23 protein-coding genes and 1 pseudogene are annotated in these 26619 nt (G+C 72.5%); 10 read left to right on the top strand and 14 right to left on the bottom strand.

Features of this window, described 5'->3' with window-relative positions; all coding sequences use genetic code 11:
* Window positions 1-5: 5 nt before the first annotated feature.
* The 5 genes from ACN28G_RS22620 to ACN28G_RS22600 all read right to left on the bottom strand — a co-directional run bounded on the left by ACN28G_RS22620 (window position 6) and on the right by ACN28G_RS22600 (window position 6837).
* Window positions 6-1244: a class I SAM-dependent methyltransferase gene (locus ACN28G_RS22620; RefSeq protein ID WP_421480277.1), complete on the bottom strand. Its 1239-nt coding sequence runs from the start codon at window positions 1242-1244 to the stop codon at window positions 6-8.
* Window positions 1245-1390: 146 nt separating this feature from the next.
* Complete coding sequence (locus tag ACN28G_RS22615) at window positions 1391-3379, bottom strand: DEAD/DEAH box helicase (RefSeq protein ID WP_421480276.1); 1989 nt, start codon at window positions 3377-3379, stop codon at window positions 1391-1393.
* A 778-nt stretch (window positions 3380-4157) separates the two neighbouring features.
* Window positions 4158-4382 carry a DUF3107 domain-containing protein gene (locus ACN28G_RS22610; protein WP_091444231.1) on the bottom strand — a complete coding sequence of 75 codons (225 nt, stop codon included), beginning with the start codon at window positions 4380-4382 and terminating at the stop codon, window positions 4158-4160.
* Window positions 4383-4462: 80 nt separating this feature from the next.
* Window positions 4463-5101 carry a TetR/AcrR family transcriptional regulator gene (locus ACN28G_RS22605; RefSeq protein ID WP_091444228.1) on the bottom strand — a complete coding sequence of 213 codons (639 nt, stop codon included), beginning with the start codon at window positions 5099-5101 and terminating at the stop codon, window positions 4463-4465.
* 1481 nt (window positions 5102-6582) lie between these two features.
* Window positions 6583-6837: a hypothetical protein gene (locus ACN28G_RS22600; protein ID WP_421480275.1), complete on the bottom strand. Its 255-nt coding sequence runs from the start codon at window positions 6835-6837 to the stop codon at window positions 6583-6585.
* Between the two features lie 1078 nt (window positions 6838-7915).
* On the opposite strand from ACN28G_RS22600, the pseudogene ACN28G_RS22595 reads away from it, so the two are divergent.
* From ACN28G_RS22595 to moeZ, 5 genes and pseudogenes are all read left to right on the top strand, one after another.
* Window positions 7916-8659: pseudogene (locus tag ACN28G_RS22595) on the top strand (hypothetical protein); the annotation flags it as partial.
* A gap of 176 nt (window positions 8660-8835) precedes the next feature.
* Complete coding sequence (locus tag ACN28G_RS22590) at window positions 8836-9879, top strand: alpha/beta fold hydrolase (RefSeq protein WP_091444224.1); 1044 nt, start codon at window positions 8836-8838, stop codon at window positions 9877-9879.
* A gap of 306 nt (window positions 9880-10185) precedes the next feature.
* Window positions 10186-11055, top strand: a complete 870-nt coding sequence (locus ACN28G_RS22585) for a DUF3152 domain-containing protein (RefSeq protein WP_421480274.1) — start codon at window positions 10186-10188, stop codon at window positions 11053-11055.
* A gap of 80 nt (window positions 11056-11135) precedes the next feature.
* The gene (locus ACN28G_RS22580) at window positions 11136-12137 is read left to right on the top strand and encodes a DUF3152 domain-containing protein (protein ID WP_421480273.1); all 1002 of its coding nucleotides are present in this window, start codon (window positions 11136-11138) and stop codon (window positions 12135-12137) included.
* 71 nt (window positions 12138-12208) lie between these two features.
* A complete protein-coding gene (gene moeZ / locus ACN28G_RS22575; RefSeq protein WP_421480272.1) occupies window positions 12209-13429 on the top strand; it encodes an adenylyltransferase/sulfurtransferase MoeZ in 1221 nt (406 codons plus the stop codon).
* Window positions 13430-13507: 78 nt separating this feature from the next.
* Here moeZ and ACN28G_RS22570 read toward each other — a convergent pair whose 3' ends face one another.
* Window positions 13508-14011, bottom strand: coding sequence for a hypothetical protein (locus ACN28G_RS22570; protein ID WP_421480271.1), 504 nt, complete (start codon window positions 14009-14011; stop codon window positions 13508-13510).
* A gap of 394 nt (window positions 14012-14405) precedes the next feature.
* Between ACN28G_RS22570 and ACN28G_RS22565 the strand changes: the two genes are divergently transcribed.
* Window positions 14406-15236 carry a prenyltransferase/squalene oxidase repeat-containing protein gene (locus ACN28G_RS22565; protein ID WP_229688421.1) on the top strand — a complete coding sequence of 277 codons (831 nt, stop codon included), beginning with the start codon at window positions 14406-14408 and terminating at the stop codon, window positions 15234-15236.
* Between the two features lie 30 nt (window positions 15237-15266).
* Here ACN28G_RS22565 and ACN28G_RS22560 read toward each other — a convergent pair whose 3' ends face one another.
* The 4 genes from ACN28G_RS22560 to proB form a co-directional block, all read right to left on the bottom strand.
* Window positions 15267-16055: a hypothetical protein gene (locus ACN28G_RS22560; RefSeq protein ID WP_421480270.1), complete on the bottom strand. Its 789-nt coding sequence runs from the start codon at window positions 16053-16055 to the stop codon at window positions 15267-15269.
* A gap of 57 nt (window positions 16056-16112) precedes the next feature.
* Window positions 16113-17129 carry a methyltransferase gene (locus ACN28G_RS22555; protein WP_091444215.1) on the bottom strand — a complete coding sequence of 339 codons (1017 nt, stop codon included), beginning with the start codon at window positions 17127-17129 and terminating at the stop codon, window positions 16113-16115.
* 90 nt (window positions 17130-17219) lie between these two features.
* Complete coding sequence (locus tag ACN28G_RS22550) at window positions 17220-18464, bottom strand: glutamate-5-semialdehyde dehydrogenase (RefSeq protein ID WP_091444210.1); 1245 nt, start codon at window positions 18462-18464, stop codon at window positions 17220-17222.
* Window positions 18465-18552: 88 nt separating this feature from the next.
* A complete protein-coding gene (proB, locus tag ACN28G_RS22545; RefSeq protein ID WP_091444207.1) occupies window positions 18553-19710 on the bottom strand; it encodes a glutamate 5-kinase in 1158 nt (385 codons plus the stop codon).
* A gap of 13 nt (window positions 19711-19723) precedes the next feature.
* On the opposite strand from proB, the gene ACN28G_RS22540 reads away from it, so the two are divergent.
* Window positions 19724-20032, top strand: coding sequence for an MGMT family protein (locus ACN28G_RS22540; RefSeq protein ID WP_091444202.1), 309 nt, complete (start codon window positions 19724-19726; stop codon window positions 20030-20032).
* Between the two features lie 92 nt (window positions 20033-20124).
* Here the strand turns inward: ACN28G_RS22540 and ACN28G_RS22535 are convergent, their stop codons facing one another.
* Window positions 20125-21087, bottom strand: coding sequence for a hypothetical protein (locus ACN28G_RS22535; RefSeq protein ID WP_421480269.1), 963 nt, complete (start codon window positions 21085-21087; stop codon window positions 20125-20127).
* Window positions 21088-21518: 431 nt separating this feature from the next.
* Between ACN28G_RS22535 and ACN28G_RS22530 the strand changes: the two genes are divergently transcribed.
* The 3 genes from ACN28G_RS22530 (at window position 21519) to ACN28G_RS22520 (ending at window position 25165) form a co-directional block, all read left to right on the top strand.
* Window positions 21519-22883, top strand: a complete 1365-nt coding sequence (locus ACN28G_RS22530) for an MFS transporter (protein WP_421480268.1) — start codon at window positions 21519-21521, stop codon at window positions 22881-22883.
* Window positions 22880-24433 carry a pyridoxal phosphate-dependent decarboxylase family protein gene (locus ACN28G_RS22525; RefSeq protein ID WP_421480267.1) on the top strand — a complete coding sequence of 518 codons (1554 nt, stop codon included), beginning with the start codon at window positions 22880-22882 and terminating at the stop codon, window positions 24431-24433. Before ACN28G_RS22530 ends, ACN28G_RS22525 begins: the two co-directional genes overlap by 4 nt.
* A gap of 66 nt (window positions 24434-24499) precedes the next feature.
* Window positions 24500-25165 (top strand): NADH-quinone oxidoreductase subunit B, encoded by a 666-nt coding sequence (locus tag ACN28G_RS22520; RefSeq protein ID WP_091444189.1) that lies wholly within the window; start codon window positions 24500-24502, stop codon window positions 25163-25165.
* Window positions 25166-25177: 12 nt separating this feature from the next.
* Here ACN28G_RS22520 and ACN28G_RS22515 read toward each other — a convergent pair whose 3' ends face one another.
* The 3 genes from ACN28G_RS22515 to ACN28G_RS22505 form a co-directional block, all read right to left on the bottom strand.
* The gene (locus ACN28G_RS22515; RefSeq protein WP_421480266.1) at window positions 25178-25813 is read right to left on the bottom strand and encodes a nucleotidyl transferase AbiEii/AbiGii toxin family protein; all 636 of its coding nucleotides are present in this window, start codon (window positions 25811-25813) and stop codon (window positions 25178-25180) included.
* Between the two features lie 38 nt (window positions 25814-25851).
* On the bottom strand, window positions 25852-26208 hold the full coding sequence (locus ACN28G_RS22510; RefSeq protein WP_091444182.1) for a hypothetical protein: 357 nt from the start codon (window positions 26206-26208) through the stop codon (window positions 25852-25854).
* A 132-nt stretch (window positions 26209-26340) separates the two neighbouring features.
* Window positions 26341-26550 carry a helix-turn-helix transcriptional regulator gene (locus tag ACN28G_RS22505; RefSeq protein ID WP_091444177.1) on the bottom strand — a complete coding sequence of 70 codons (210 nt, stop codon included), beginning with the start codon at window positions 26548-26550 and terminating at the stop codon, window positions 26341-26343.
* Window positions 26551-26619: the final 69 nt, after the last annotated feature.

Genomic DNA, 26619 nt, shown 5'->3' with positions numbered 1-26619 from the left:
CCCCGCTAGCTGTCGTCGCTCCCGCTCCCGGCTCCGGTCCCGCTCGCGGCTCCGGCTCCGGCCCTGCTCCCGCCTCCGCTCCCGCTCGCGGCTCCGGTCTCGGGAGTGGTCAGCAGGGTCGCCAGGCGGGGGGTGACCTGCCACTGGTCGACCAGGTCCCGGTACTCGGCGCGGTGGTCGGCGGTCGGCTCCCCACCGGTGCGGCGGGCCCGGATCAGCAGGTTGCGGGGGGTGTGCTGCGAGTCCACGAACTCCACCACCTCGGCCCGGTACCCGTGCAGCCGCAGCAGCCCCGCCCGCAGCGCGTCGGTGAGCACGTCGGCGAAGCGTTCCCGCAGGATGCCCTGCCGGGTCAGCAACCCGTACGGGGCCGGCGTCGGCCGGGCCCGTAGCTGCACCGCCAGGTCGTGGTGGCAGCACGGGGCGGCCAGCACCCAGCGGGCCGACCAGCGCACCGCGCGGGCCAGCGCCTCGTCGGTGGCGGTGTCGCAGGCGTGCAGGGCGAGCACCAGGTCGGGGGCGGGCGTGACGACGGCGTCGGCGATCGTACCGGCCACGAAGCTGACCCGGTCGGCCCAGCCGAGCCGCTCGGCCAGCTCGGAGTTGCGTCGCCGCTGGTCCTCCCGGACATCCACCCCGACCAGCTCGACGTCGAGCCCCCGCCGGGTCAGGTACCGGTAGGCGGCGAAGGTCAGGTACGCGTTGCCGCAGCCCAGGTCGACCACCCGCAGCGGACCGGTGAGCTCGTCGGGCAGCGTGGCGGCGAGCGCCCGCAGGAACGCGTCGACCTGCCGTCGCTTGGCCGCCGAACCACCGATCTCGGCGAAGAGCGGATCCCCCGGGTCGAGCAGGTACTCCTTGGCCCGGTCGTGGCCGCCGGGCTCGGTCGGCGGCCGGCTCGCCGCCGACCGGTGCACCTGGGCCTCGCCGGACTTGGTCACCCGCACCTGCACCGTCGCGTCGGCGGTCTCCACGTGCCAGTTGCCGAACGGCTCGGCCAGCAACGCGTCCACCGCCGCGTCGGCCTCCGGACCGGACGCCACGTTCCGGGTGTACGGGCGGGAGCCGTCGGAGGTGGCGATCTGCAACCGTGGTCCCGCCTTCAGGGTCACCGGACGCAGTTCGGCCCGGACCACCGACGGCCGGCGGCCGCGACGACGGCCCGCGGCGACCGCCCGGGTCAGGGCGGGGTCCAGCAGCAACGCCCGTACCTCGGTCAGGGCGGCGTCCAACGGTTCCGGCATCGCTCCATCATCCCCGTCGGCCAGGCGAACCCCGGAGCGGGGCCGGACCCATCCCCGTCGGTCGGGCGTACCCCGGAGCGGGGCCGGACCGCGACGTCCCCCGCACCCATCGGGTACGGGGGACGTCGAATCAGCTGAGTCGGTGGTCAGTCGGCGGTCGCCTCGGCCGGGGCGTCGGAGCCACCGCCGCCGCTGCGGCGACGACGCCGACGGCGCGGCTTGCCACCGCCCTCGGACCTGGCACCGCCCTCGGACCTGCCGCTGGCCTCGGGGCCGGCGGTGCCCTCGGCGGCCGGCGTTGCGCCGGCGTGGTCGGCCGGGCTGACGAAGAGCGGAGCCACGCCGGTGGTGGCCGTGGTCACCGTGCCCTGCTCGGCGGGGACCACCTCACCGGCGCGCCGACGACGACGGCGACGCGGAGTCCGGCCGCCCTCCTCGCCAGCATCCGTACCGGCGGCGTCGGGGATCGGCGTGCCACCGTGCTCGCCGCCGCGTTCGGCGTCACCCCGGCCGCGCCGGCCACGACCCTCACGGCGGCCCTCGCCACGGCCCTCACTGCGGCTCTCGCCGCGACGGGGCCGGCCCGGGCCGTCACCCCGTCGGGGCCGCCCACCACCGAGGTCCTCCTCGACCTCGGCGGAGAGCCCGGCCCGGGTCCGCTCCGCAGTCGGCAGCGTGCCGGTCATCTCGGTGGAGATGGCCAGGTCGGAGTAGAGATGCGGAGAGGTGTGGTACGTCTCCGGCGGCTCCGGCATGTCGAGCCCGAGGGTCTTGTCGATGATCCGCCACCGGGGCATGTCGTCCCAGTCGACGAAGGTCACCGCGACACCCGTGGCACCGGCCCGACCGGTACGACCGATCCGGTGGGTGTAGGTGTCCTGGTCCTCCGGACAGTCGTAGTTGATGACGTGGGTGACCCCGCTGACGTCGATGCCCCGGGCGGCCACGTCGGTGGCGACCAGAGTGTCGATCTTGCCAGCCCGGAACGCCCGCAGCGCCCGCTCCCGGGCCCCCTGGCCCAGGTCACCGTGGACGGCGGCGACGGCGAAGCCCCGGAAGTCCAGGTCCTCCGCCACCCGGTCGGCGGCCCGCTTGGTCCGGGTGAAGATCATGGTCAGCCCACGCCCCTCCGCCTGGAGGATGCGGGCCACGATCTCGATCTTGTTCATCGAGTGGGTCCGGTAGGCCAGCTGCTGAGTCTGCGGCGACGGGCCGGTCTCGGCGGTGTGGCCGGCGTGGATCGTCACCGGGCGACGCAGGAACCGCCGCGACAGGGTGACGATCGGGTCCGGCATGGTGGCCGAGAAGAGCATGGTCTGCCGATCCTCCGGCAGCATCGCCAGGATCTTCTCGACGTCGTCGAGGAAGCCCAGGTCGAGCATCCGGTCCGCCTCGTCGAGGACGAGCGCGCGGATCCGGTCCAGCCGCAGGTGCTTCTGCTTCTGCAGGTCCATCAGCCGGCCCGGGGTACCGACCAGGATCTCGACGCCCTTGCGCAGCGCGTCGATCTGCGGCTCGTACGCCACCCCGCCGTAGATCGGCAGCACCCGGACGCCCCGGGTCCGGCCGGCGGCGGCGAGGTCCTTCGCGACCTGGATGCCCAGCTCACGGGTGGGGACGACGACAAGCGCCTGCGGCACCCCGTCGCTGCCCTCGCCGGGGGCGAAGACCCGCTCCAACAGGGGTACGCCGAAACCGAGGGTCTTGCCGGTGCCGGTCGGTGCCTGGCCGATCAGGTCGGTGCCGCGCAGCGCGATCGGCAGCGCGTACTCCTGGATGGCGAAGGCCCGGTGGATGCCGGCGGCAGCCAGGGCCGCCACGGTCTCCTCGCGGGCGCCCAGCTCGGCGAAGGTCGGTGCCTCCGGGCGGACCGGGGCGGTGGGAGCCAACTCCTGCGCCTCGGTGTCCGGGGCGTCGATGCCGTCGGCCTTGCCCTGCTCGGCCTGTGCTTGCTCGGCCTTGGCCTGGTCGGCTTGGACCTGCTCGGCCGGGCTCTGCTCGGCCTTGCCCTGCTCGGCTTGGACCTGCTCGGCTTGGACCTGCTCGGCCTTGCCCTGCTTGGCCTGGGTCTGCTCGGTTGGGATCTCGTCGTGGATCTTGGGATCGTCTGTGTGGGTCTCGTTCTGTTCGCTCATATGGATGTCGGGGTGCCCTCTCGTGGTGCGCCCCGTCATGTCCTCAGGGCGCTCTCGGTATGGCGCGGGCCACACGGTCGGGGGCTGAACCGCCGAGCCGGACCGGGCCGCACGCGCGCCGTAGGCAGTGCTTCGACCGAATCGGCGCCCACGGCAACTGCTCCATACTACCTGAGCCGCCCGGATCTGGCCTTATCCACGGTGGCAACTCCGTGCGGCCTCCGATGCGGCGTGGATGCGGCCTCCGTGCGGCCTCGTGCGCCGCCCTACTCCCGCCCCCCGCGCTCCCTCCCCCTACTCCCGCTCCCGCCCTCCCTCCCTCCCGCTCCCGCCCGCCCTCCCGCTCCCGCCATCCTTCGCAACTAAGGAGACTCGCTCTCTCCGCACTCGATCGGGGAGTAGATCTTGGACACTTACCGTTCTATTTGAGCGGTAAGTGTCCAAGATTCACTTCGGGGCCCGCTTCGGGTGGTGACGGGGGCGTTAGGCGGCGGGTGGGGGTGGGGGCGCAGGGCAGGTTTGCCCCGTTTTGACGCATGGGAGGTGTCTGCGGCAGAGAGGGTGACTTGGAGGATTCGACCCTCGGGGGCACTTTCCTGCCAGCATCTTCAAGCCCCTATCCGGGCCGGTCAGGTGTGTGGCCGGTCAGGGGGTGCGGCCGGTCAGGGGGTGCGGCCGTTCAGGGGTGCGGCCGGGCAGGGGGTGCGGCCGGGCAGGGGTGCGGCCGAGCCGGGCAGGGGGGCCGGGGCGGGGCCCGGTGACCGGGCCCCGGACCGAATCAGCGAACGGTGAATCCGACCGCGCGGGGCGACGCCTCGGCGATCTCGACGTAGGCGACCTTGCCGACCGGCACGATGATCCGTCGGCCCTTTTCGTCGGTCAGGGACAGCGTTCCGTCGTGGGCGATGGCCTCGGTCACGATCTGCTCGATCTCGGCCGGCGACTGAGCGCTCTCCAACACCAGCTCGCGCGGCGCGTACTGCACGCCGATCTTGACCTCCACTGTTCCTCCTCAACTGGGGCGAAAGAACCGCCGGACGAAGGCTATCCGATTCGGGCAGCCGGTGTTCGGGCTGACGTGGTTCAGGCCGGCTCACCCTGCAACGGGAAGCTGGCGATGCCGCGCCAGGAGAGGGCGGTCACCAACGCCTCCGCCTCGGCCTTGGGCACCTGCCGGCCCCCGGCCAGCCAGAACTGGGCAGCGGTCTCGGCCGCGCCGACCAGGCCCGAGGCGAGCAGTTCGGCGTGGGCCCGGCTGACTCCGGTATCGGAGATGATGGTGTCGGTGATCGCCGCGATGCAGCCCTGCTCGACCCGCTCCACGCGCTGCCGGACGGCCGGATCGTTGCGCAGGTCCGACTCGAAGACTAGGCGGAACGCCTCGCTCTCGTGGTCGACGAAGTCGAAGTACGCCTGCACCGAGGCGCCGACCCGCTCCTTGTTGTCGGTGGTGCTGCGCATCGCGTCGTGCACCTTGGCCACGATCGCGTCGCAGTGGGTGTCCAGCAATGCCAGGTAGAGGTCCATCTTGCCCGGAAAGTGCTGGTACAGCACGGGCTTGGAAACCCCGGCCCGCTCGGCGATGTCGTCCATCGCCGCCGCGTGGTACCCCTGCGCGACGAACACCTCCTGGGCCGCCGCGAGCAGCTGCTTACGCCGCGCCGACCGAGGTAGGCGCGTGGGTCGACCGGCTGTCTGGGCACCGTTCCCCAACGCGGTCATGGGAACCTCCGAGTTTCTCCGTACGAGCCGGCATCAACCACCCGAACCGGTCGGGGTGCGACCCCGTTCCGGAATTGGCCCGCCGCTGTAACTTATCGCCACTGTCACCACACGGTAGCCTCAGCGAGGGCGACCAAGGAGCGCGCGGTGAGTGAAACAGGGCAACCCGGAGCCGCCATCCCGGGAGAGCACGGCGACGGGACAGGTCAGCAGGACGACCTGGCCCGTTCCGGCAGCGGGTGGGCGCCCTTCACCGCCGGCTGGCCCGCGGATGAGGCTTCCCCGGGTGACCGGGAGCACGGCACCCGGTGGCAGCGGTCCGATCCGGCCACCGGCTGGGCCAGCTCGTCGCCCCGGTACGCAGACCTGCCCGCACCACTTCCCGGCCGATCCGACGAAAAGCCGCCGACGAGGTCCAACGGTCATCACCTGAACGGCTTCGGACACCCCGGCGGTGAGTCGTCGAACGGTCACCACGCCCCGGTCAGCGCACCGCCAGGCGCGCGCCACACCCCGGTCAGCGCGCCGCCAGGCGCACGCCAGGCCCCGGTGAGCGGGCCGCCGAGTGCGCGTCAGGCTCCGGTGAGTGCCCCTCCGGGTGCTCGGCTCCCGGTGAGCGCGCCGCCCGGTCCGCGTGCCGAGCAGCGCCGGGACGCCGACGGAGGCGACCGACTGGCGGTGCCGGCCCAACGCCCCGCCCCGGTTGGTGACCACACCGTCGGGGCGTCAGCCGCCGCGGAAGAGGAGGACTCCACGAATCCCCGGCACGCCTCCGACGAGTCTTTGGCCGCCCGGTCGAGCCGGTGGGCTCAGGACCAGGACCACGCGGAAGAGTTCACCCCGACAGCGCAGGACCGACCGCCGACCCCGGCAGCGGACGAGCCATCCTGGGACGGTCCCAACTGGAACCGACCCAGCTGGAGCGAGGGATGGGCACCGCCCTGGGCGCGGGAGAGCGACGAGCCGGCCGGCCGTCGGGCCGCGCGGCCGGGGCGTACCCGATCCGAGGCGGGGGCCGAGTGGGCGCCGGAGGCAGAACGCCCGGCGCCGACGGCCGACCCCGACCGGTCGTACCCGTCCCTGTCCGCGCCGCGGGAACGCCCCCCGGTCACCGGTGAACCGCCGGATCGACCGTACGAGCGTCCCGCCGCCGAGGTCGTCCGACCGTACGAGCCGGCAGGCACCGAGCCCGGCCGGCGGTACGAGCCGCCGGTCGCCGAGGTGCACCGACCGTACGAGCCGGTACGCTCCGAACCGAGCCGGCCCTACCAGGCGGTCCGTTCGGAGTCGGCCCGCGCCTACGACCCACCCCGTGGCTCTGATGCACCCCGTGGTTACGACCCAACCGCTGACGAGCCGCCGCTGGGTGCCGTGGGCCCGGGGTCGCCGGTCGCCTACCAACCGCCACCCGGGTACGAGTCGCCGGCGGGGTACGAACCGCGGCCCGGGCACGCGTCGTCAGCGGGGTACGACTCCCGGGACTACGAGTCCGCCCGGCCGGAGCCGGACTCCTGGTCGGCGTACCGCCCGCCCGCCCCGCGTGAATCTCGAACCCCGCCGTGGGCGCTCGACGAACCGGTGGGTCCGTCGCCTGCCGGCGCACCCCCGACCAGCGCGCCTCCCGCTGGCAGGTCTCCGGCCAGCGCGCCACCGGCCAGTGGGTTCTCCGCCGGCTCGTCTCCGGCCAGTGGGCCGCCGGCCAGCCAATTTCCGGCCAGTGCCCCGCCGGCCAGCACCGAGGTGACCTCTGCCGACCCGGCGCACGCCGAGGACCGGGTGGTCCGGCCGTTCCGCCTCCGTCCGGAACCGGGCGAGCCGGAACGGCGTCCCGACCGGATCGAGCCCGATCCCCGTGCGTACGGGGAAGACCGTTCCTCGGCCCCGCTCGTCGACTCCGTCACGAGCGGGATCGGACGCCTCGATCGCAACAGTTCCGCGCCCGCACCCGCGAGCGCACCCCCCTACGCGGCGCGTCGATCGGCCCCCGAACCGGCACCTGCGGCCCAGCCGCCCGCCGAGGACCGTACGTCGGCGATGCTGCCGCAGCGCGTCCCCGCCGAACCGGACGTGCCCGTAGTGCCGGAGCCGCCAGCCGTGGACCCACCCGCCGAATCTCCCGAACTCGCCCGGATCGCCACCCATCTGCGCCGGGACGACGAGCCCGCCCCGCCCCGGGACCGGCCCGAGGGGTTCGACGTCGACGCGATCCTGGACGCGGTCCGAGGGGTCGCCGGGGTCCGGGACGCCTCGCTGCGGCGTACCCCCGCCGGTGCGCACAGCCTCCGGCTGGACCTCGCCGACGGCGCGGACCCGGCCGAGGTGAGCCGGCAGGTGGCTCGGCTGCTCCAGGATCGGATGGGGTTGGCCGCCGCCCCGCAGGACCTGCCCGGGCTGCCGGGCCCGCCGCCACCACCGGTGCGCCGTCGTACCCTGGAGCCCCGGCAACCGGCCTGGGGGGATGAGCCGGCCGGTACGCCGTCGTCGGCTGGTCCGGCGGCACCGGGCGGCCCGCCGCCGTCCACGACCGGCCGGGCCTCGTGGACCGGCACGACGCCACCGACCGGCACCATCTCCCCGAGCGGCACGATCCCCCCGACCGGTTCGGCGGCAGCACCTGGTTCGACGCCCGCGACTGCCCCGGACGCGACGGCCGGACCAGGCCCGCAGATCGGAACGACAGGGCCGACCAGTACGGCGGTACCGGGCGGATCGGCGATGTCGGCTGGATCGGCGATGTCGGCTGGGCCGGCGATGCCGGGCGGATCGGGGGTACCGGGTGGACCGGCAGGGGCGGTTGCGGGTGGCGCCGGGCCGGCCGGCCCGGTCCGGTCCCGGGACGAGGCACCTGCCGGATCGGTACCGCCGGTCGGGTCGGCAGTGGCCGGCGGACCACAGGCACCGGGCGGACCGCAGGCACCGGGCGGACCGCAGGCACCGGGCGGAGTGGAGCCGGTGGCCGGCGCGGAGACGGCGCGTCGTCGGCGCTCGGGCGGCAGCCGGGGACGGGCCGGTACCGAACACGCCACGGCCTCGCCGGTGCCGGAGGGGATGGCCACCGGAAGCCCGGCCACGCTCGCGGCGTCGTACTCCGGTGGGCAGATGACCACGACCGAGACCGCCCCGTCCCGGCCCCTGGACACGGGCGGAGTGCCCGGCCCCCGGGTGATCATCGATCACGTGCAGGTCAGCACGTTCGGCCTCGATGCCAACGTCGAGGTACGCCTGCTGGCGGCGGGGGAGAGCTCGGCCGGGTTCGCCACCGGCCCGGCGGTTGACGGGTACGTGCTGCGGCTCTGCGCGGTGGCGGCCGGTGCGGCCGTGGACGAGTTGCTACGCGGTGACGACCAGGTGGGCGATCGTGGCCGGTGTTTCGTCGAGCACGCGGCGGTGGTGCCGTTCGGCAACTGCGAGGTGGCCACCGTGGTCGTGCTGCTGGTCTGCGACGGCTGGGTGGAGCAGCTCGCCGGTTCGGCCCTGGTGGCCGGGGACCCCCGACAGGCGGTGGTACGCGCCACCCTGGCCGCGGTGAACCGGCGGCTGGAGGCTCTGCTGGCCTGAGCCGACGGCGGGTCGACCGGTACCACGCGGCGGTGCTTGCCGGCTCCCGGGCGGTGCTTGCCGGATCCTGGGCGGTGCCTGCCGGATCCTGGGTGGCTTGCCGGATCGCGAGTGATGTTGCCGGGCCGGGGCTGGGCCGTGGTGCCGTCCGGGCGCGGCCCGGGCAGACTGGAGTGATGAAGCGCGCCACCCTCTGGCCGGATCATCTCCTGCCCGAACACCGCACCCCGCCGCCGTGGCCCGGTCGCCCGGTACGCCTCGACGGCTCGGTCACGTACGTGCGGGAGACCCCCGCCACCGGGCCGGACGCGGAGCCGGCGCTCTACGTGCACGGTCTCGGCGGCTCCTCGCAGAACTGGACGGACCTGGCCGGGCTGCTGGCGGACCGCCTCGACGGCCAGGCCATCGACCTGCCCGGCTTCGGGCGCAGTGAGCCGGGCCTGCGGTACACCATCCCGTCCTTCGCCGACCGGGTGGTCCGCTGGATCGAGCACACCGGACGTGGGCCGGTGCACCTGTTCGGCAACTCGCTTGGCGGTTCGGTCGCCGTCCAGGTGGCCGGGCTCCGCCCGGACCTGGTCCGGACGTTGACGCTGATCTCCCCGGCGCTGCCCTTCCTGGACTTCCGCCGTTCGTTGCAGGGCCGGATGCTGCCCCTGCTGGCGATCCCCCGGGGCGAGCAGTTGGCCGCCTGGCGGCTGGCCCGGATCGCCCCGGAGGTGATGGCCCGGCAGGCGATGGAGGCGTGCGTCGCCGACCTCAGCCGGATCAGCGACCAGCGCCGGGCGGAGGCGTTGGAGGAGATCCGGATCCGCAACGAGGCCGCGCACTACGCCGCCGCGTACGTCCGGACGTTCCGGGGCCTGGTCAGCAGCTTCCTGCGGTCGTACCTGCCGGGGTCCGGTTCGCTGTGGCGGTTGGCCGCGGCCATCCGTGCCCCCACGCTGGTGATCGGCGGGCTCCAGGACCGGCTGGTCGATCCCCTGGTGGGACCGCAGACGGCCCGGGTGATTCCGGACAGCCGACTGATCATGCTGCGGGGCGTCGGTCACGTGGCGCAGTTGGAGGTGCCCCGGGTCGTCGCCCGCGCCGCGCTCAGTTTCCTCACCGAGTCGGCCGAGACCGGACCGGCCGAGGTGGGGCCGGCCGAGGTGGGGCCGGAAGAGACCGGGCCGGCCCGGGTGCGGCCAGGTCGGGCCGGGGCAGGCCAGGCCGGCTGAACCTCCGCCAGTTCCGTCGCAGCCGGCTGAATCCCGTGCCGGCTGCGGCCGGCTGAATCCCGTGCCGGCTGCGGCCGGCGGGGCACCGGTCGGCCGCGACGGCACGCCGCGTCGGAGATCCCGGTGATCGGGTGACCGTGGCAGGCTGACCGGGTGCCTGCCACCCCTCGCCCACCCGCCGCGCCGACTCCGACCGCGACGCCGACGACAACTCCACCGCCGGCACCAGCACCGACGGCGGGTGGATCCGCCGGGAGTGTCGTACCGCCAGGTCTCCGGCGGCGACGGACCGCGGCGGGGCTGCTGGTGCTGGCCCTGGCGGTCGGCGCGGCGATCCTCGTGGTCGCGCAGCGGCCCGAGTCGGCTGATGTGGCGGAGGTACGCACCGCCGAGCAGTGGCGAGCGGCACCGTCGGGTCCGGCGGTAGTTCCCGAGTCGGCCGGGTCGCCCGGCGCGGCGGGCCTGGTCGGACCGGCGGGCATCGTAGAACCGGACGGTATCGGGGAACCGGACGGTATCGGGGAACCGGCGGGCATCGTCGGACCGGCCGCGCCGGACCCCGCGACGGTGCTGCGGCTGGCGGGGCCCACCCCGGCGAAGGGGCGGGGCACCTTCGGGTACGACGACCGGAGGGGCGCGGTGCTGGGGCGCTCCGGTGAGCTGCGGCGGTACCGGGTCGCCGTGGAGCACGGTGCCGGGGAGGACGCGGGCGGATTCGGTGCCGCCGTGCACACCGCGCTGGTCGGGCCGGGCAGCTGGATCGACGGCGGCCGGCTGCGGCTGCGCCAGGTCCCCGGGTCGGCCGCCCACGACTTCACGGTCTACCTGGCCACGGCCCGTACGGCGGCCCGGATGTGTGCCGCCGGAGGGGTGGACATCCGGATCGGTGGCCGCCCATACACGTCCTGTCGGGCCCCCGGCAAGGTGATCATCAACCTGGATCGCTGGCGGTCGTCCGTGCCGCACTTCGTCAGTGCCGAGGTGCCGTTGGGCGTGTACCGGACGTACGTGGTCAACCACGAGGTCGGCCACGAGTTGGGGCACCGGCACGAACGCTGCCCGGGTTCGGGGCGACCGGCGCCGGTGATGATGCAGCAGACGATCTTCCTCAAGGGCTGCCTGGCCAACCCGTGGCCGTATCGGGACGGAAAGCGGTACGCCGGTCCCCGGCTCTGACCACTGGGTCAGGTGAAACATCCTCGCGCTTTTCGCGGCAAAAGCGGTCATAAGTCCGGAAAGCGTGGCACGCTGGCCGGGTGAGCTTCTCGTCCCCTTCCGACCGCGCCGGGTCACCCCGGCACGGCAGCCGGGGTCCTCGACCGGGCCGGGCGTACCGGTTCCGGGCGTGGTCCGCGCGGCGTGGTCGGCACGCCCGCGCCTCGGCCGGGCGCGGGTGGCGATGGGCGGTCCTGCCCGGCACGCTGCTGCTCGCGGCGGTGGCCCTCACCGGTCCACTGCCCGGCCTGCACGGCCCCGCGCTCGACCCGGCCCGGCTGATCCCCGGTGACCGGTTCGGCCACGGTGCCGGCACCGGCGACGACCACACCCGAGGAGCCGGCGACGACAACCCTGGTGTCGACGGTGACCCTGGTAACGACGGTGACCCTGGTAACGAAGGTGGCCTCGGTAACGATGGTGGCGGGAGCGACGACGGTGCCACCGGCGAACAGCCGCCGACCACGACACCGTCCGTCGGCACCGGCGGCTTCGTCACCGCCGACGGCGAGTCCCCGGTACGGGGCACCGGCGGCCGGGTACGCCGCTACCACGTCGCGGTCGAGCAGGGCGCCGGTCAGGACGTGGCCGCCTTCGCCGGCACGGTCGACGAGGTGCTGGCCGACCCGCGCAGCTGGATCGCCTCGGGTGACCTGCGGGTGCAACGGGTCGCCGAAGCGAGCGTGGCCGACTTCACCGTCTACCTGGCCACCCCGGTCACCTCGGAGCGGATGTGTGCCCGGGGCGGGCTGAGCACCGAGCGGTACACCTCCTGCCGGCTGCCCGGACAGGTGATCATCAACCTGGCCCGCTGGTTGGAGGCGGTGCCGGACTACGGCGCGCCGGTGGAGACGTACCAGCAGTACGTGGTCAACCACGAGATCGGCCACGAGTTGGGCGCGGGCCACGAGGCCTGCCCCGGCCCCGGCGAGCCGGCCCCGGTGATGCAGCAGCAGACGTACGGGCTGGACGGCTGCGTCGCCAACGCCTGGCCGTACCTCGACGGGGTGCGCCACGCCGGGGAGCCCGTACCGGGCATCTGACGTTATTCCCGCTCCCGCATGTCGGACGACGTGGCCCTGCTCATGGCCGATGCCCGCCCCGGCGAGCAACAATGGCGCGGCACACCGAAGCCGATCCCGGGGAGTCCACCGTGTCGTTGCCCCCGCTCGTCGAGCCCGCCGCCGAGCTGACCGTTGACGAGATCCGCCGTTACTCACGCCACCTGATCATCCCGGACGTCGGGGTGACCGGGCAGAAGCGGCTGAAGAACGCCCGGGTGCTCTGCGTGGGCGCCGGTGGCCTCGGCTCGCCGGCCCTGTTGTACCTGGCCGCCGCCGGGGTCGGCACGCTCGGCATCATCGACTTCGACACCGTCGACGAGTCGAACCTGCAGCGGCAGGTCATCCACGGCGTCTCCGACGTCGGCCGGTCCAAGGCCGAGTCCGCCGCCGCGTCGATCCGCGAGATCAACCCGCTGGTCAACGTCGAGATCCACAACACCGCGCTGGACCGGGAGAACGTCCGCGAGATCTTCTCCCGGTACGACCTGATCGTCGACGGCACCGACAACTTCGCCACCCGGTACATGGTCAACGACGCGGCGGTGCTGCTCGGCAAGCCGTACGTCTGGGGGTCGATCTACCGGTTCGACGGCCAGGCGTCGGTGTTCTGGGCCGAGCACGGCCCCTGCTACCGCTGCCTCTACCCGGAGCCCCCGCCGCCCGGCATGGTCCCCTCCTGCGCCGAGGGCGGCGTGCTCGGGGTGCTCTGCGCCTCGATCGGTTCGATCCAGGTCAACGAGGCGATCAAGCTGCTCGCCGGGGTCGGTGAGCCGCTGGTCGGCCGGCTGATGGTCTACGACGCCCTGGAGATGGAGTACCGCAAGATCAAGGTCCGGAAGGACCCGAACTGCGTGCTCTGCGGGGAGAACGCCACCCTGACCGACCTGATGGAGGACTACGAGGACTTCTGCGGCGCGGTCTCGGTGGAGGCCCAGGAGGCGGTGGTCGACTCGACGATCACCGCCGCCGAGCTGAAGGACTGGCAGGACGCCGGCAAGGACATCTTCCTGGTCGACGTCCGGGAGCCGGGCGAGTACGAGATCGTCTCGATCCCCGGGGCCACCCTGATCCCCAAGGGCGACATCATCTCCGGCGAGGCGCTGGCCAGGCTGCCGCAGGACAAGCAGGTGGTGCTGCACTGCAAGTCCGGGGTGCGCTCCGCCGAGGCGCTGGCCGCGCTGAAGGCCGCCGGTTTCCGGGACGCCGTCCACCTGCAGGGCGGGGTGCTCTCCTGGGTCAAGCAGATCGACCCGTCGCTGCCCACGTACTGACCCGGTAAGGAAGGGCCCCTTCTTAACTCCTACGGTCGAGAAGGGGCCCCTTCTCACAGCTCCGGGGGCGTCGCCGGCTCAGGGGCCGCCCGGTCCGCCCCGGCCCGGGGAGGGGCGCTGGCCCCACTCCGGCGGTGGCGGGGCGGAACTCGACGAGGGCTGGGCACCGGAGCCGGGTCCGTAGCCGAGGCGCGCGGCCTGGGCGATCACGGTGTGGTCCGGCTGCTGCCCCGCTGCCGGTCGCTGCCGATCGGGCGCCGAGAGGTCGGGAGCGTTCGCCTTGAGCTCGTCGTACCGCTGTCGCGCGTAGGTCCCTTCCTTCGGGGCGAAGTACTCCCACCCCTTCTGGTAGATCTTCATCAGTTCCGAGTCGGATGGATTCTTGACGATGCCGTCCCTGATGTTGGAGAGTCGGTGGGCGGAGTCGACCAGCCCGTACTCTCCGACCTGTACCGGGGGGTAAGACTTGGTGGGCCGCTGCGCGCCATTGCGGCGAACCTCCTCTTCGAGTACGTCCATGGCCAGGGCGTAGATCTCCCGCTGGTGGAATGTTTTTTTCGCCCCGACGACCGCCCGGGACACCCTCGGTAGGTGGCCGTTCTGAATGAGCTGCTCCCGAATAAGCTCGGGCATCGTCTTGGGGCCGCCGTACATGCGGTGTGCTGGCTGGTTGTTGTACGCGTACAGGTCCCTTCGGACGGCGAGTTCCGGTTAGCCCGCGATGTTGACCAGCATCATTCGGCCACCGGGTTCTCGGGTGATGGAACCCCGTTCGTGCATCCGTTGGTAGACCTCGAACCACGTGTTCCAGTCCTTGCCTGGCACCATGCCACTGCCCCCTGCTGTCGCCGCCCACGGTGCGGCGGGTCGATTCGGCCGCTGCGGCGCTGCGCCGCTGCGCCGCTGGTCAGCCGGGGCCGACCGGCGGCAGTATCGGCCACGCTAGCCGAGGCGGAATCGTGTTTGCGCCGGTAGCGTGGCCTGCGTGGTCGACTTGGAAGCGGCAGTCGGGTTCGTCGTGGCACACGGCGACGTGGTGGACCGGGCCAGGCTCTCCGGGCTGCGCGGCGGGCCGGAGCCGGCACCGGAGCTGCTCGACACCGTCGAGAACGGACAGCTCCCCGCCGGTGGCTGGCCGGCCGTACAGGGTGGCGAGGCCGCCTCGGTGGAGGCCACCTGTTTCCGGCTGACCGAACTGGACGACCTCGGTGCGCTCGGCCGTCCGGCGGCCCGCCGGGCGTTGGACTGGCTCGCCGCCCGCCAACTGCCCGACGGCGGCTGGGAAGAGGACCCGGCGCTGGCCGAGGCGGCACCCGAGTGGGCCCGGCCCGGTGACCCGGCGGCCCGGCTCTACCTCACCGCGTACGCCGGCTTCTGGCTCACCGTGGCCGGCCTCGACGCCCGCGCCGCCGGGCCGCTGGACGACCGGGTCGGCGGCGCGTACGCCGGGGTGGTGCAGGCCGCCGCGCAGACCCTGGCCGGGCAGCTCGCCCCGGACGGCAGCTGGCCGTCGTTCCTGGCCGCGGGCTGGCTGAGCGCGGCCGTGCTGCACCGGCAACGGATGTCCGAGCCGGCGGCCGGGATCCAGGCCGTGCTCGGCGCGCGGCTGCCGGAGATGTCCCCGGCCGACGTGGCCTGGCTGGCCGCCACGCTGCGCCGGGTCGGCCTCGACGACCAGCAGGGGCTGCTGGCCGCCGCCCGCCGCCGGCTCGGTGAGACGCAGCGCGCCGACGGCGGCTGGGACAGCGACGACGGGCACCGCTTCGACGTGCACACCACCCTCGCCGCCATCCGCGCCTGCCGCTGACCGTCCCACCGCGGTCAGCGGCAGGATCTCTCAGCCCCCCAGTCTGCTTCTGCCCTGATTTTGGGCCGGGCCCTGGTCCCAGGGTGGTGGTGGGGCGGAACTTGAGGAGGGCTGGGCGCCGTAGCCATGGCCGTAGGTCATGCTGGCGACCAGGGCGGTCGCCGTCGGCGAAGGATAGTCGCTCAGGTGCGGGTCGGACGGGTGCCCGGGGGGCGGTGGACCGATCGCGGCGGACGATCCCTGCATGGGAAGGGCGACGGGGGCATTGTTCTTCAGTGCCTGGTACCGCAGGTGCGCCGCGGTACCCTCCCTCGGGGCGAAGTCGTCCCATCCGTTCTGATGCATGACCATCAACTCCGAATCGGATGGCTGAATGCGGCCGGCTCGGATCTCCCGAAGTCGGGGCCCGATGTCGACGAGACCGATCCCTTCCACCTCGACCGGCCAATACGCTGGCAGCACGCTGATTTTCTTGGGGACCGGCTGCCGGCCGGCCTCGCGCATGGCCAGCGCCCACTCCTCTCGGGTCCGGTGGACCTTATTTGCGCTGCCAGTCCTCCGTGGGACATCTGGAACGTGCCCATTATCGATCAGCTTCTGCCGGAGGAGTTCAGGCATACTTTTGCCGCCGCCGTACGCTACCCTTTTCGGATTGTTGTAGCTCACGATCTCGTTGGCGACGGTCCTTTCTTCGGCGTTCTGTATTCCTTTGCTGTGTAACTTCCCGGTGGAATCGCGCTGGAAAGCGCCTCGGTCGGCCAATTCATCATAATGGCGTTCCCAGTTCCGCCAGGCTGTCTCGTCTCTGCTTTTCGGCACGGTGTTCGTCCCTCCGTCGTCCCTCGCAGGTGCGAGGCCGGGATGCTGGACCCCAACCTAGGCGCGGGTGGCCAGTACCGCGCCGTTGGCGCCCGGTCCGTCGAAGGTGACGGTACGCACGTCGGTGAAGCCGGCGTCGGTGAGCCAGGTGCCGTACTCGGCGGCCGAGTAGTTCCGCCCGCCCTCGGTCTCGACAAGCATGTTCAGCCCCATCAGGGCGGCCGCCGGCGGTCCGGTCCGCTCGTCGTTGAGCAGCAGCTCGGAGATGACCACGGTCCCGCCCGGTGGCAGCGCGGCGTGGCACTTGGCCAGGATCGAGCGGTTCTGCGCCTCGTCCCAGTCGTGCAGGATCATGCTGAGCAGGATCACGTCGTGGCCGGTCGGCAGGGCCGGGTCGGTGAGGAAGTTCCCGGCGGTGGTGCCGATCCGGTCGGTCAGCCCGGCCGAGGCGATCTTGGTCTCGGCGATCGCGCAGACGTGCGGCAGGTCGAAGATGGTCGCGGTCAGCTCCGGGAACCGCCCGCACAGCGCCACCGGGAACGCCCCGGCCCCGCCACCGACGTCGAGCAGCCGCCGGTGCCCGCCGAAGTCGTACGCCTCACCCAACGACCGCGCGGTGAAGCTGGAGGTCGAGTACATCGCCGCCCAGAACAGCGCCAGCATCTTCTCGTCGACATCGGTGAAGAGGGACTCCTGGGTGGCGGGGTCCCAGGTGAGGGGCTTGTCGGAACGCAGCGCCTCGGTGATCCGGTGCCACGGCAGGTAGGTGCGCTCGTCGCAGTAGCGCACCTGCCCACCGAAGTAGTGCGGCCGGCCGGGCACCAGGAACTGCTCGGCCAGCTCGGTGTTGCGGTACCCGTCACCGGCCTTCTCCAGCAGGCCCAGCGAGGCGCACGCGGCGAGGAACAGATCGGCCGGCCGCTCGGGCAGCCCGAACTCCTGTTCGGCCTCGGCACGGGTGATCACGCGTGCGCCGGCGAGCCGGCCGAAGAGATCCAGCTCGACGGCGGCGGCAAGCGTCTTGAATGCCCAGTAACCGGTCACGATGCCCATGAGGGGAGTCGGGGTGATCATCGGGACATTCGACCACTTGTTGATCAAAGTAGGTGTCGGGCAGCCGACAGCGGCGGCGGGTCGGGGCACGCCGCCACCGACCCGCCCGGCTCAGCCGCGCAGGTGGCCGTCGCCGGTGACGACGTACTTGGTGCTGGTCAGCTCGGGCAGCCCCATCGGGCCCCGGGCGTGCAGCTTCTGGGTGGAGATGCCGATCTCCGCGCCGAACCCGAACTCGCCGCCGTCGGTGAACCGGGTGGAGGCGTTCACCATCACCGCCGCCGCGTCGACGCGGGCCACGAACTCCCGGGCGGCCGACTGCGAGTCGGTGACGATCGCCTCGGTGTGCCCGGTGCCGTACCTGTTGATGTGGTCGATCGCGGCGTCGAGCGAGTCGACGACGGCGACCGAGATGTCCGCCGACAGGTACTCGGTGCGGTGGTCCTCGTCGGTGGCCGCGACCACCGCGGCGGAGTGCGCGGCGACCTCGGGGGTGCCGTGCACGGTCACCCCGGCCTCGGCGAAGGCGGCCAGCACCGCCGGCAGGAAGGCGTCCGCGACGTCGGCGTGCACCAGCAGCGACTCGGCGGTGTTGCAGGTGGACAGCCGCTGGGTCTTGGAGTTCAGCGTGATCGCGACGGCCTTGGCCAGGTCGGCGGCGGCGTCCACGTACACGTGGCAGTTGCCCACCCCGGTCTCGATCACCGGGACGGTGGACTCCTCCACGACCGTGCGGATCAACGACGCGCCACCGCGCGGGATCAGCACGTCGACCAGACCCCGGGCACGCATCAGCTCCTTGACCGAGTCCCGGCTGGTGGCGTCGAGCAGCTGCACCGCGTCGGCCGGCAGCCCGGCACCGGCGACCGCGTCCCGCAGCACCGCCACCAACGCCGCGTTGGAGTGGGCCGCCGAGGAGGAGCCGCGCAGCAGGGCCGCGTTGCCGGACTTCAGGCAGATGCCGGCGGCGTCCACGGTCACGTTCGGCCGGGCCTCGTAGATGATCCCCACCACCCCGAACGGCACCCGGACCTGCCGCAGCTCCAGCCCGTTGGGCAGGGTCGAGCCCCGGACCACCTCACCCACCGGGTCGGGCAGCGCGGCCATCTGCCGCAGCGCCTCGGCGATTCCGGCCACCCGGGGCCCGTCCAGCTTCAACCGGTCCAGGATGGCCGCCGACAGCCCGGCCTCGCGCCCGGCCGCCAGGTCCGCCTCGTTCGCGGTCAGGATCTCCGGGGTACGCGCCACCAGCGCGTCGGCCATCGCGTGCAGCGCGCCGTCCTTGGCGGTACGCGTGGCGACGGCCAGCGCGCCGGCCGCCTCCCGGGCCCGTCGAGCCTGCTCGGTGACGCTCATCGTGCACTCCTTGCGGTGGGTTGCTCACTGACGGGGGTGTAAGGAAGGGCCCCTTATACAACAGAAAGCGTTAACAAGGGGCCCTTCCTTACAGCAGGACGAGGTCGTCGCGGTGGACTACTTCGCGTTCGTAGCCGGGGCCGAGGGTGGCGGCGAGGTCGGCGGTGGAGCGGCCGAGCAGGGTGGGCAGCTCGACCGCGTCGTAGTTGACCAGCCCCCGGGCCACCGGGTCGCCGGCGGTGTCCACCAGGTCCACCGGGTCGCCGGCGGTGAAGGTGCCGTCCACGGCGGTGATCCCGGCCGGCAGCAGCGACTTGCGTCGGTCGACCACGGCCTGCACCGCGCCCGGGTCCAGGTGCAGCCGGCCCCGGGGTGAGGTGGCGTGGGCCAGCCAGAACAGCCGGGCGGTGGGGCGGGTCCGCCCGGGGTGGAACAGGGTGCCGACCTCTTCGCCGGCCAGTGCCGCCGGGGCGAGCGGGGCGGCGGTGAGCACCACCGGGATGCCGAAGCCGGTGGCGATCCTGGCCGCCTCGACCTTGGTGACCATGCCGCCGGTGCCGACCCCGGACCGGCCGGCCCCGCCGACGGTCACCCCGGCCAGGTCGCGCTCGTCGCGTACCTCGCGGATCCGGGTCGAGCCGGGTCGGGTCGGGTCGCCGGTCCAGAGGGCGTCGACGTCGGAGAGGAGCACCAGCAGGTCGGCGTGGACCAGGGCGGCGACCAGGGCGGCCAGCCGGTCGTTGTCGCCGAACCGGATCTCCTCGGTGGCCACCGTGTCGTTCTCGTTGACGATCGGCACCGCCCGCAGGTCGAGCAGCTTGCGCAGGGTCCGGTACGCGTTGCGGTAGTGCGCCCGCCGGGTCACGTCGTCGACGGTGAGCAGCACCTGCCCGACGGTCAGCCCGTGCCGGGCGAAGCTGCCCGCGTACCTGCCGATCAGCAGGCCCTGCCCGACGCTGGCGGCGGCCTGCTGGGTGGCCAGGTCGCGCGGTCGCCGGGGCAGGCCGAGCGGGGCGAGCCCGGCGGCGATCGCGCCGGAGGAGACCAGCACGACCTCGCGTCCCTGCGCGGCGAGCGCGCCGAGCGCGTCGACCAGGGTGTCCACCCGGTCGGTGGCCAGCCCGCCGGTCGCGGTGGTCAACGAGGATGATCCGATCTTGACGACGACCCGCCGGGCCGTCGTGACTGCTTCCCGCACCCGACCATTCTGCGTGGTGGCGCTGCGTGGTCCCGCGCCGGTTCCCATATCGTGGCCGGTCGTGACCCCTGAGGAGTACGTCGAGGCGGTGCTCGACCTTGTGGAGCGGATCCCGCCGGGCCGGGTGATGTCGTACGGCGCGGTGGCCGACGCGTTGGCCGAGCGCTCCGGGCGGGCCTCGGCCCGGCTGGTCGGCTCGATCATGGCGCGGCACGGTGGCGGGGTGCCCTGGCACCGGGTGGTGACCTCGTCGGGGCGGCTGCCGCCGGGGCACGAGGTCGAGGCGCGGGCCCGATTGCGGGCCGAGGGCACGCCGCTGCGGGCCGCCGGGGTGGAGATGTCGGCAGCCTGGGATCCGTACGAGGGGTAGGCCACGCAGGCGGCTCGGTGACCAAGGGTGTCAACCAGCCGATCCCGGTGGACGTGTACGTGCCGGCTACCCGCCCCGACCGCCGCGCCCACCTATCTGCGTTGCTTCTTGCGTGCCAAGGCCGCTGAGGGGTCATCACCTGCTGCCCGGGCAGTGGAGGAGCTTCCCGTGCCGTTGTGGTGGGGGCCGGTCATCGCCGCGATATCACCGAGAGTGACGCCTGCGGGTCGGGTTGGCGCCGATGCCCGCGATTCAACCCACCAACGGCGGTGCTCCGGGGAATGGACGATGTCGAGGCCGTGCCGGGTGAGTGCGTCGAAGAGGACCTGACCTGTGCGGCCGTCGACCCGACCCTTGTCCCGGAGGTTGTTCAGGAGTTGGCCGGTGGGGACCTCCACCGGCTGGCCGCCGATTTCCACTGGATCGGTGTCGTTCTTCTTGGGGAGGTCGCCTGGCGGCCGGCTGTTGAGAGCCTTCGCGTAGATGTCATCCGTCCACTTGATGACTGCGCCGGTGGGAGGGATGTACCAACGGCCGGGGTCTTTTGCCGGGTTCCTGATGGGGTTGATTCCGTGCCGGGCCAATGCGTCGATGAGGGACTGATCTGTGCGGCCGTCGACCCGACCCTCGGCCCGGAGTTTGGTCAGGAGTCTGCCGGTGGGGACCTCCACCGGCTGGCCGCCGATTTCCACTGGATCGGTGTCGCTGTTCTTGGGGAGGTCGCCTGGTCTGCGGCTGTTGAGAGCCTTCGCGTAGATGTCATCCGTCCACCTGATGAGTGCGCCGGAGGGAGGGATGTACCAACGGCCGGGGTCTTTTGCCGGGTTCCTGATGGGGTTGATTCCGTGCCGGGTGAGTGCGTCGAAGAGGGCCGGATCTGTGCGGCCGTCGACCCGACCCTCGGCCCGGAGGTTGGCCAGGAGTCTGCCGGTGGGGACCTCCACCGGCTGGCCGCCGAGTTCCACTGGATCGGTGTCGTTCTGCTTGGGGAGGTCGCCTGGTCTGCGGCTGTTGAGAGCCTGAGCGTACTGTTCATCGGTCCATTTTCTACCCATTGTGGTCACACCTTCTGGTCGGATGTCGTCTCGTTGCCTACCACCTAACGTGCCTTCACCCCCGCCGGTTCACCGCCCAGCATCCGCGCACCGGACCTGTCCGAGCACCCCAGGGGCCTTGCGTTCTGCGGTAACTGCAGATCACGGCGGCGATGAGGCCGTGTGGGCGGCGGTTGGCCTGGCGGGTGGCGCGAGCGATGTTGACCGCTCCAACGAAAGCTCCTGGGTGACCGCCGGACCAAGGGTCGGGTTGACGGCCGCACAGATGAGGTCCTTCTCGACGCGTCAGGGGCTTTGCGTGGTCGCCGCGGAGTGCTATTGACGGCCCCGCCGCATGCGTAGTGGGGGATTCGCCGGGCCGGGTCGAGCTACGTTGGCTGCCCGGCCCGGAGGATGTGACGCAACGAACAACGTGAGTAAGATTCAAACTCATGCACGCGCCGCCGGGTCCGCTGCCCCGCCAGGTCCATCTCGGGTACGCCCTGGGCTCGCTGGCCACCGGTGCCTTCGGGACTGTCCCCGGGCTGCTCCTGCTGCCGTACCTGACCGACACCCTGGGGGTCGCCGCCGGGGTGGCCGCCCTGTTGGTGCTCGGGCCGAAGGCCTGGGACGTGCTGGTCAACCCGGTGGTCGGGCGGCTCTCCGACCGGACCCGCACCCGCTGGGGTGCCCGCCGCCCGTACCTGCTCTTCGGTGGGCTGGCGCTCGCGGTGTCGTTCGCCGCGATCTTCGCCGGGCTGTTCGGCACCGGGCCGGCGGCCGGGGCGTACGTCGCGGTGGCGTTCCTGCTGACCGCTACCGCGTTCGCCTTCTTCCAGGTGCCGTACGTGGCGATGCCGGCCGAGCTGACCGACGACTACGCCGAACGTACCCGGCTGATGAGCTGGCGGATCGCGGTGCTGGCGCTGGCCATCCTGGTCTCCGGGGCGCTCGCCCCGATGGTGGTGACCGCCGGCGGCGACGGCCTGGCCGGGTACCGGTGGATGGGGTTGTTCGTCGCGGCGCTGATCGCGGTCGGCGCGCTCGGCGCGTTCCTCGGCACCCGCGCCGCCCCGACCGGCACCGTCGCGGAGAGTGAGCCGACGCTGCGCGCCCAGCTGGCGGTGGCCGGACGCAACTGGGCGTTCCGGGCGTTGCTGGTCTGCTTCGTGGTGCAGTCCGTCGGGGTGGCGACCATCCTCGCCGGGGTCAACTACTTCGCCGCCCAGATCCTGCGCGACCCGGCGACCGGGCCGACCGTCCTCTTCGCCTGCTTCGTCGGGCCGGCGCTGCTGGTCATGCCGGTCTGGACCCGGGTCGGTGCCCGGCTGGGCAAGCGCGCCGCACTGGTCACCGCCTCGGTGATCTTCGCGGTGGCGGCGTTCGCGCTGGTCGCCGCGCCGGTGCTGCCGGCGGTGGCGACCTACGCGCTGGTCGCCCTGATCGGCTGCGGGTACGCCGGCCAGCAGGTCTTCGCGCTGGCCATGCTCCCCGACTGCATCGCCTACGACACCGCCCGCACCGGCCGCCGGCAGGCGGGCGTCTTCACCGGCCTCTGGACCGCCGGGGAGACCTTCGGCCTGGCGCTCGGCCCCGGACTCTTCGGCCTGGTCCTGCAGATCTCCGGGTACGCCTCGTCGTCCACCGGCCCGGTGGCCCAGTCCGACACCGCCCGGCTGGGCATCCTGCTCGGCTTCACCGTCCTGCCCGCGCTCCTGGTCGGCCTGGCCGCCGTTGCACTACGCGGGTACCACCTCACCGCCGCCGACCTGGCTCGCGCGGTCACCGACACCCCGAAGGGCGGCTCCCCCACATGACCGACGAGAAGCGGCCGGCGTTGCCGGCTGAGGGCGTACCGGCGGATCGGGTGCTGGCGGAGCTGCGGGCGCTGCGCGGGGCCGACCGGGCCACCCACGGCGGACGCCTCTTCGCCTACGTCTACGACCCGGCGGTGCCCGGCCTGGACGAGTTGACCGCCGCCGCCCACGCGGCGAGCGCGCACGTCAACGGGCTCGACCCGACCGCCTTCCCGTCCCTGCTGACCATGGAGAACGCCCTGGTCGGCGCGGCGGCCCGGCTGCTCGGCGGCGGTCCCGGCACGGCCGCGCCGGAGGTGGTCGGCAACCTCACCAGTGGCGGCACCGAGTCGCTGATCCTCGCGGTGAAGGCGGCCCGCGACGGCAACCCGCAGATCACCGAGCCCCGCCTGCTGGTGCCGGTCAGCGCGCACGCGGCGTTCGCCAAGGCCGCCCACTACCTGCGGGTGGCCCTGGACACCGTGCCGGTCTCACCCCGGACGCTGCGCCCTGACCCGGCCGACGTGGCCGCCGCGATCCGGCCGGAGACCGTCCTGGTCGCCTGCTCCGCCCCCTCGTACGCGCACGGCGTGATCGACCCGGTCGAACAGATCGCGGCGCTGGCCGCCGAACGCGGGGTGCGCTGCCACGTGGACGCCTGCTTCGGCGGCTGGACCCTGCCCTACCTGCGCCGCCTCGGCGCGCCGGTACCCCCGTTCGACCTGAGCCTGCCCGGCGTCACCTCGATCTCGGTGGACCTGCACAAGTACGCGTACGCCCCGAAGGGCGTCTCGGTGCTGCTGCACCGCGACGCGACCCTGCGCGCTCCGCAGTACTTCGCCTTCGCCGACTGGCCCGGCTACACGATGATCAACCCGGTGATCGCCTCGACCCGCTCCGGCGGCCCGATCGCCGCCGCCTACGCCACCCTCCGCCACCTCGGCGACGCCGGCTACCTTTCGCTGGCCCGGCAGACCCGCCAGGCAGTCGCCGGACTCGCCGAGGCGGTGCGGCGCGTCGACGGCCTGCGGCTGCTCGCCGAACCGGAGTCCACCGTCGTCTGCTTCACCTCGACCGACCCGACCCTCGACCTGTTCACCCTGGTCGACGAGCTGACGGTGCGCGGTTGGCACACCCAACCCCAGTTCCGGTACGGCGACCTGCCGGCTAGCGTCCACCTCACGGTGACCGCCTCGGTGGCCCCGACGGTGCCCGCCTTCGGCCCCGACCTGACCGCCGCGGTGGCGGCGACCCGCGCCGCCGGCCCGGTCCGGCTCCCCGCCGAACTGCTCACCCTCACCGGCACCCTCACCCCGGACGCGCTCACCCCCGACCTGGTAGCCACCCTGGTCACCGGCCTCGGCTTCGGCGGTCCGGGAGCGGGCGGTGCGGTCGGGTCGGCGGGCGGCGTGGGCCCGGGTGACCCGGACGGCGGTGATCGCGGGGCGGGCGGTGCGGTGGTGCCGGAGCGGATGGCGGCGGTGAACACCCTGCTCGACGCGGCACCGCCCGCCCTGCGGGAGCGGCTGCTTGTCGAGTTCGTCAGCCTGCTGCAACGCCCGACGTACTGACGGCCGGCCGACGGCGGCCGCCCGCTGTGGTTCACTGTCGGTCGGGGACAGGAGAGGGGTGCGCTCGTGCAGCTGCCGGATGTGCTCGGCGAGCCGATCAAGTTCGTGCTCAACTGGGGCCGGCGGTACTCGCTGTGGGTCTTCAACTTCGGCCTGGCCTGCTGCGCCATCGAGTTCATCGCGACCAGCATGGGCCGGCACGACTTCATCCGGCTCGGCGTGATCCCGTTTGCGCACGGCCCCCGACAGGCCGACCTGATGGTGGTCTCCGGTACCGTCACCGACAAGATGGCCCCGGCGATCAAGCGGCTCTACGACCAGATGCCGGAGCCCAAGTACGTCATCTCCTTCGGCGCCTGCTCCAACTGCGGCGGCCCGTACTGGGACTCGTACTCCGTCACCAAGGGCGTCGACCAGCTCATCCCGGTGGACGTCTACGTGCCCGGCTGCCCGCCCCGGCCGGAGGCGCTGCTGCACGGCATCCTGCGCCTTCAGGAGAAGATCGCCGCCGAGCAGTCCGGCCTCGGCGGGGTGCCCCGCGTCGACCCGCTCGCCCCGTCGGCCGACGTCAGCGCCCTGGAATCCACCGAGCCGGTTCCCTCGGAGGCAGCCGCTCCGGTGCCGGCCCCGGGGGCGGTCGCCGTGCCCCGCCCGGTCGACTCGCTGACCGCCCCACCGGTCCGCCCTCCGTCCAGCGGAGCCGCTGACCGGAGAGATCCGGCCTCCGACTGAGCACCGAAGGTCTCAGAGCCGGGCTGACCGGGGCCAGTCCGCAAAGGACCCGCGAACCGTCTCGATCTGCGTCGGACTGAGGCGGTAGAGGGCGAAGACGCTGTCCGGCAATCGGTCGAGACGTCGCATGCAGTCGTGGATCTCGTCGTCCGCGAGATCGGGATCGGCGCGGCGGCCGAGCGCGATCAGGTCATCTCTGGTGCAGTCGCGTAAAGCCGCTGCGACGTCGACGTAGTCGCGGGGCTGGGCTCGGGTGACCATGGCAGCGACCTTGGTGCCGAGGACGTCGTCGAGGTGCAGCACGGGCCCGATGCCGAACACGACAGGGCTGTTGGTGCGGGCGAAGCGCACGAGTTGTAGGCGTACGGCCTGGTCGTCGCGATGGACCTCGAATTCCGTCATCTCCTGCTCGAAGCCGTAGAAGACGTCATCCAGTTCGGTGGGGTCGGCAATCGTCTCGACGTGAAAACCTGAGTCGAGTAGGGCGCTGCGGACCAGCTCAGCAGCGGCGGCGACACCGCCGTCCTGGTCGGTGAACAGGTCGATTTCTTCGGTGGGGCGGGCACCGATGCCATGGGCAATCAGAGCTTGCCCGCCCGCGAGGGCGAACCCGTGGCGGCTGGCGACGGAAAGCGCGATCCGAGCCACAGCGTGTTGGGATGGGTCCGGCGTGGGTGTGGGTGCCATCAGGCGGCGATCTCCCGGGCGCGCAACGCTGGGTGGTGCTCCTCCCACGCCCGGCGTACACCCCGGGGCAGATACAGCTGCGGCCAGAGCCCGATGAGAGTCGGCCCATGTAACCAGGCGCGCAGCTCGTCGGAGTGCGCAGCCTCGGTGAGCACGGTTTCGTACATCCAGGCGAGTAGACCTGGCTCGTCAAGGTCGATCCGTCGGTCGGGTTGCCAGAACAATCGGTGCGGTAGTTCGACGGTGCCGGTGACCGGGCCGCGTAGCTCGTCCAGGCTGGAAACCACGACGGCTCGCCGGCCGGGGCGGGCCTCGTATGCTCTCCGTGAGCCGGTGACGGAGCGGAGCGGTTCCATACCCTGCAGCGTAGTCCCGCTGCCCCTCGGCTGGCGCGCGTGACACGTTGAGCTGCCCGTGCGATAGATCTTGGAATTTTTAGGCCCCTATGGGGGCCTTTTCCATCCACGATCTATTTGTGAGGTCGTGTGTCAGGAGTCGCCCTCGCTGTCGGTGAGTTCGCGGCGATGCTCCGCGATCCAACGGTCGACGTCCTCGGCTAGCCATACCTTGCCCTGGGCCAGTTCGGCGACCGGCTCGGGAAAGTTGCGGCGCATCGTCAACTCGTAGACGCGCTGCCGGCTGATCCCGCCCAGGCGTACGCGGATCTCGTGCGTGCCCATCAGTCGAAGCCGCGTCATGGTCCGACGTTAGAAACTCGATCGGCGGTCTCGTGTCAACCTGTCTTACGACTACCCGTCATGGGTACT

Source organism: Micromonospora sp. WMMA1923 (assembly GCF_049179195.1).
Lineage (GTDB): Bacteria > Actinomycetota > Actinomycetes > Mycobacteriales > Micromonosporaceae > Micromonospora > Micromonospora yangpuensis.
The sequence above is the reverse complement of the archived record's forward strand: the minus strand, read 5'-3'. Positions and strand labels throughout refer to the sequence as shown.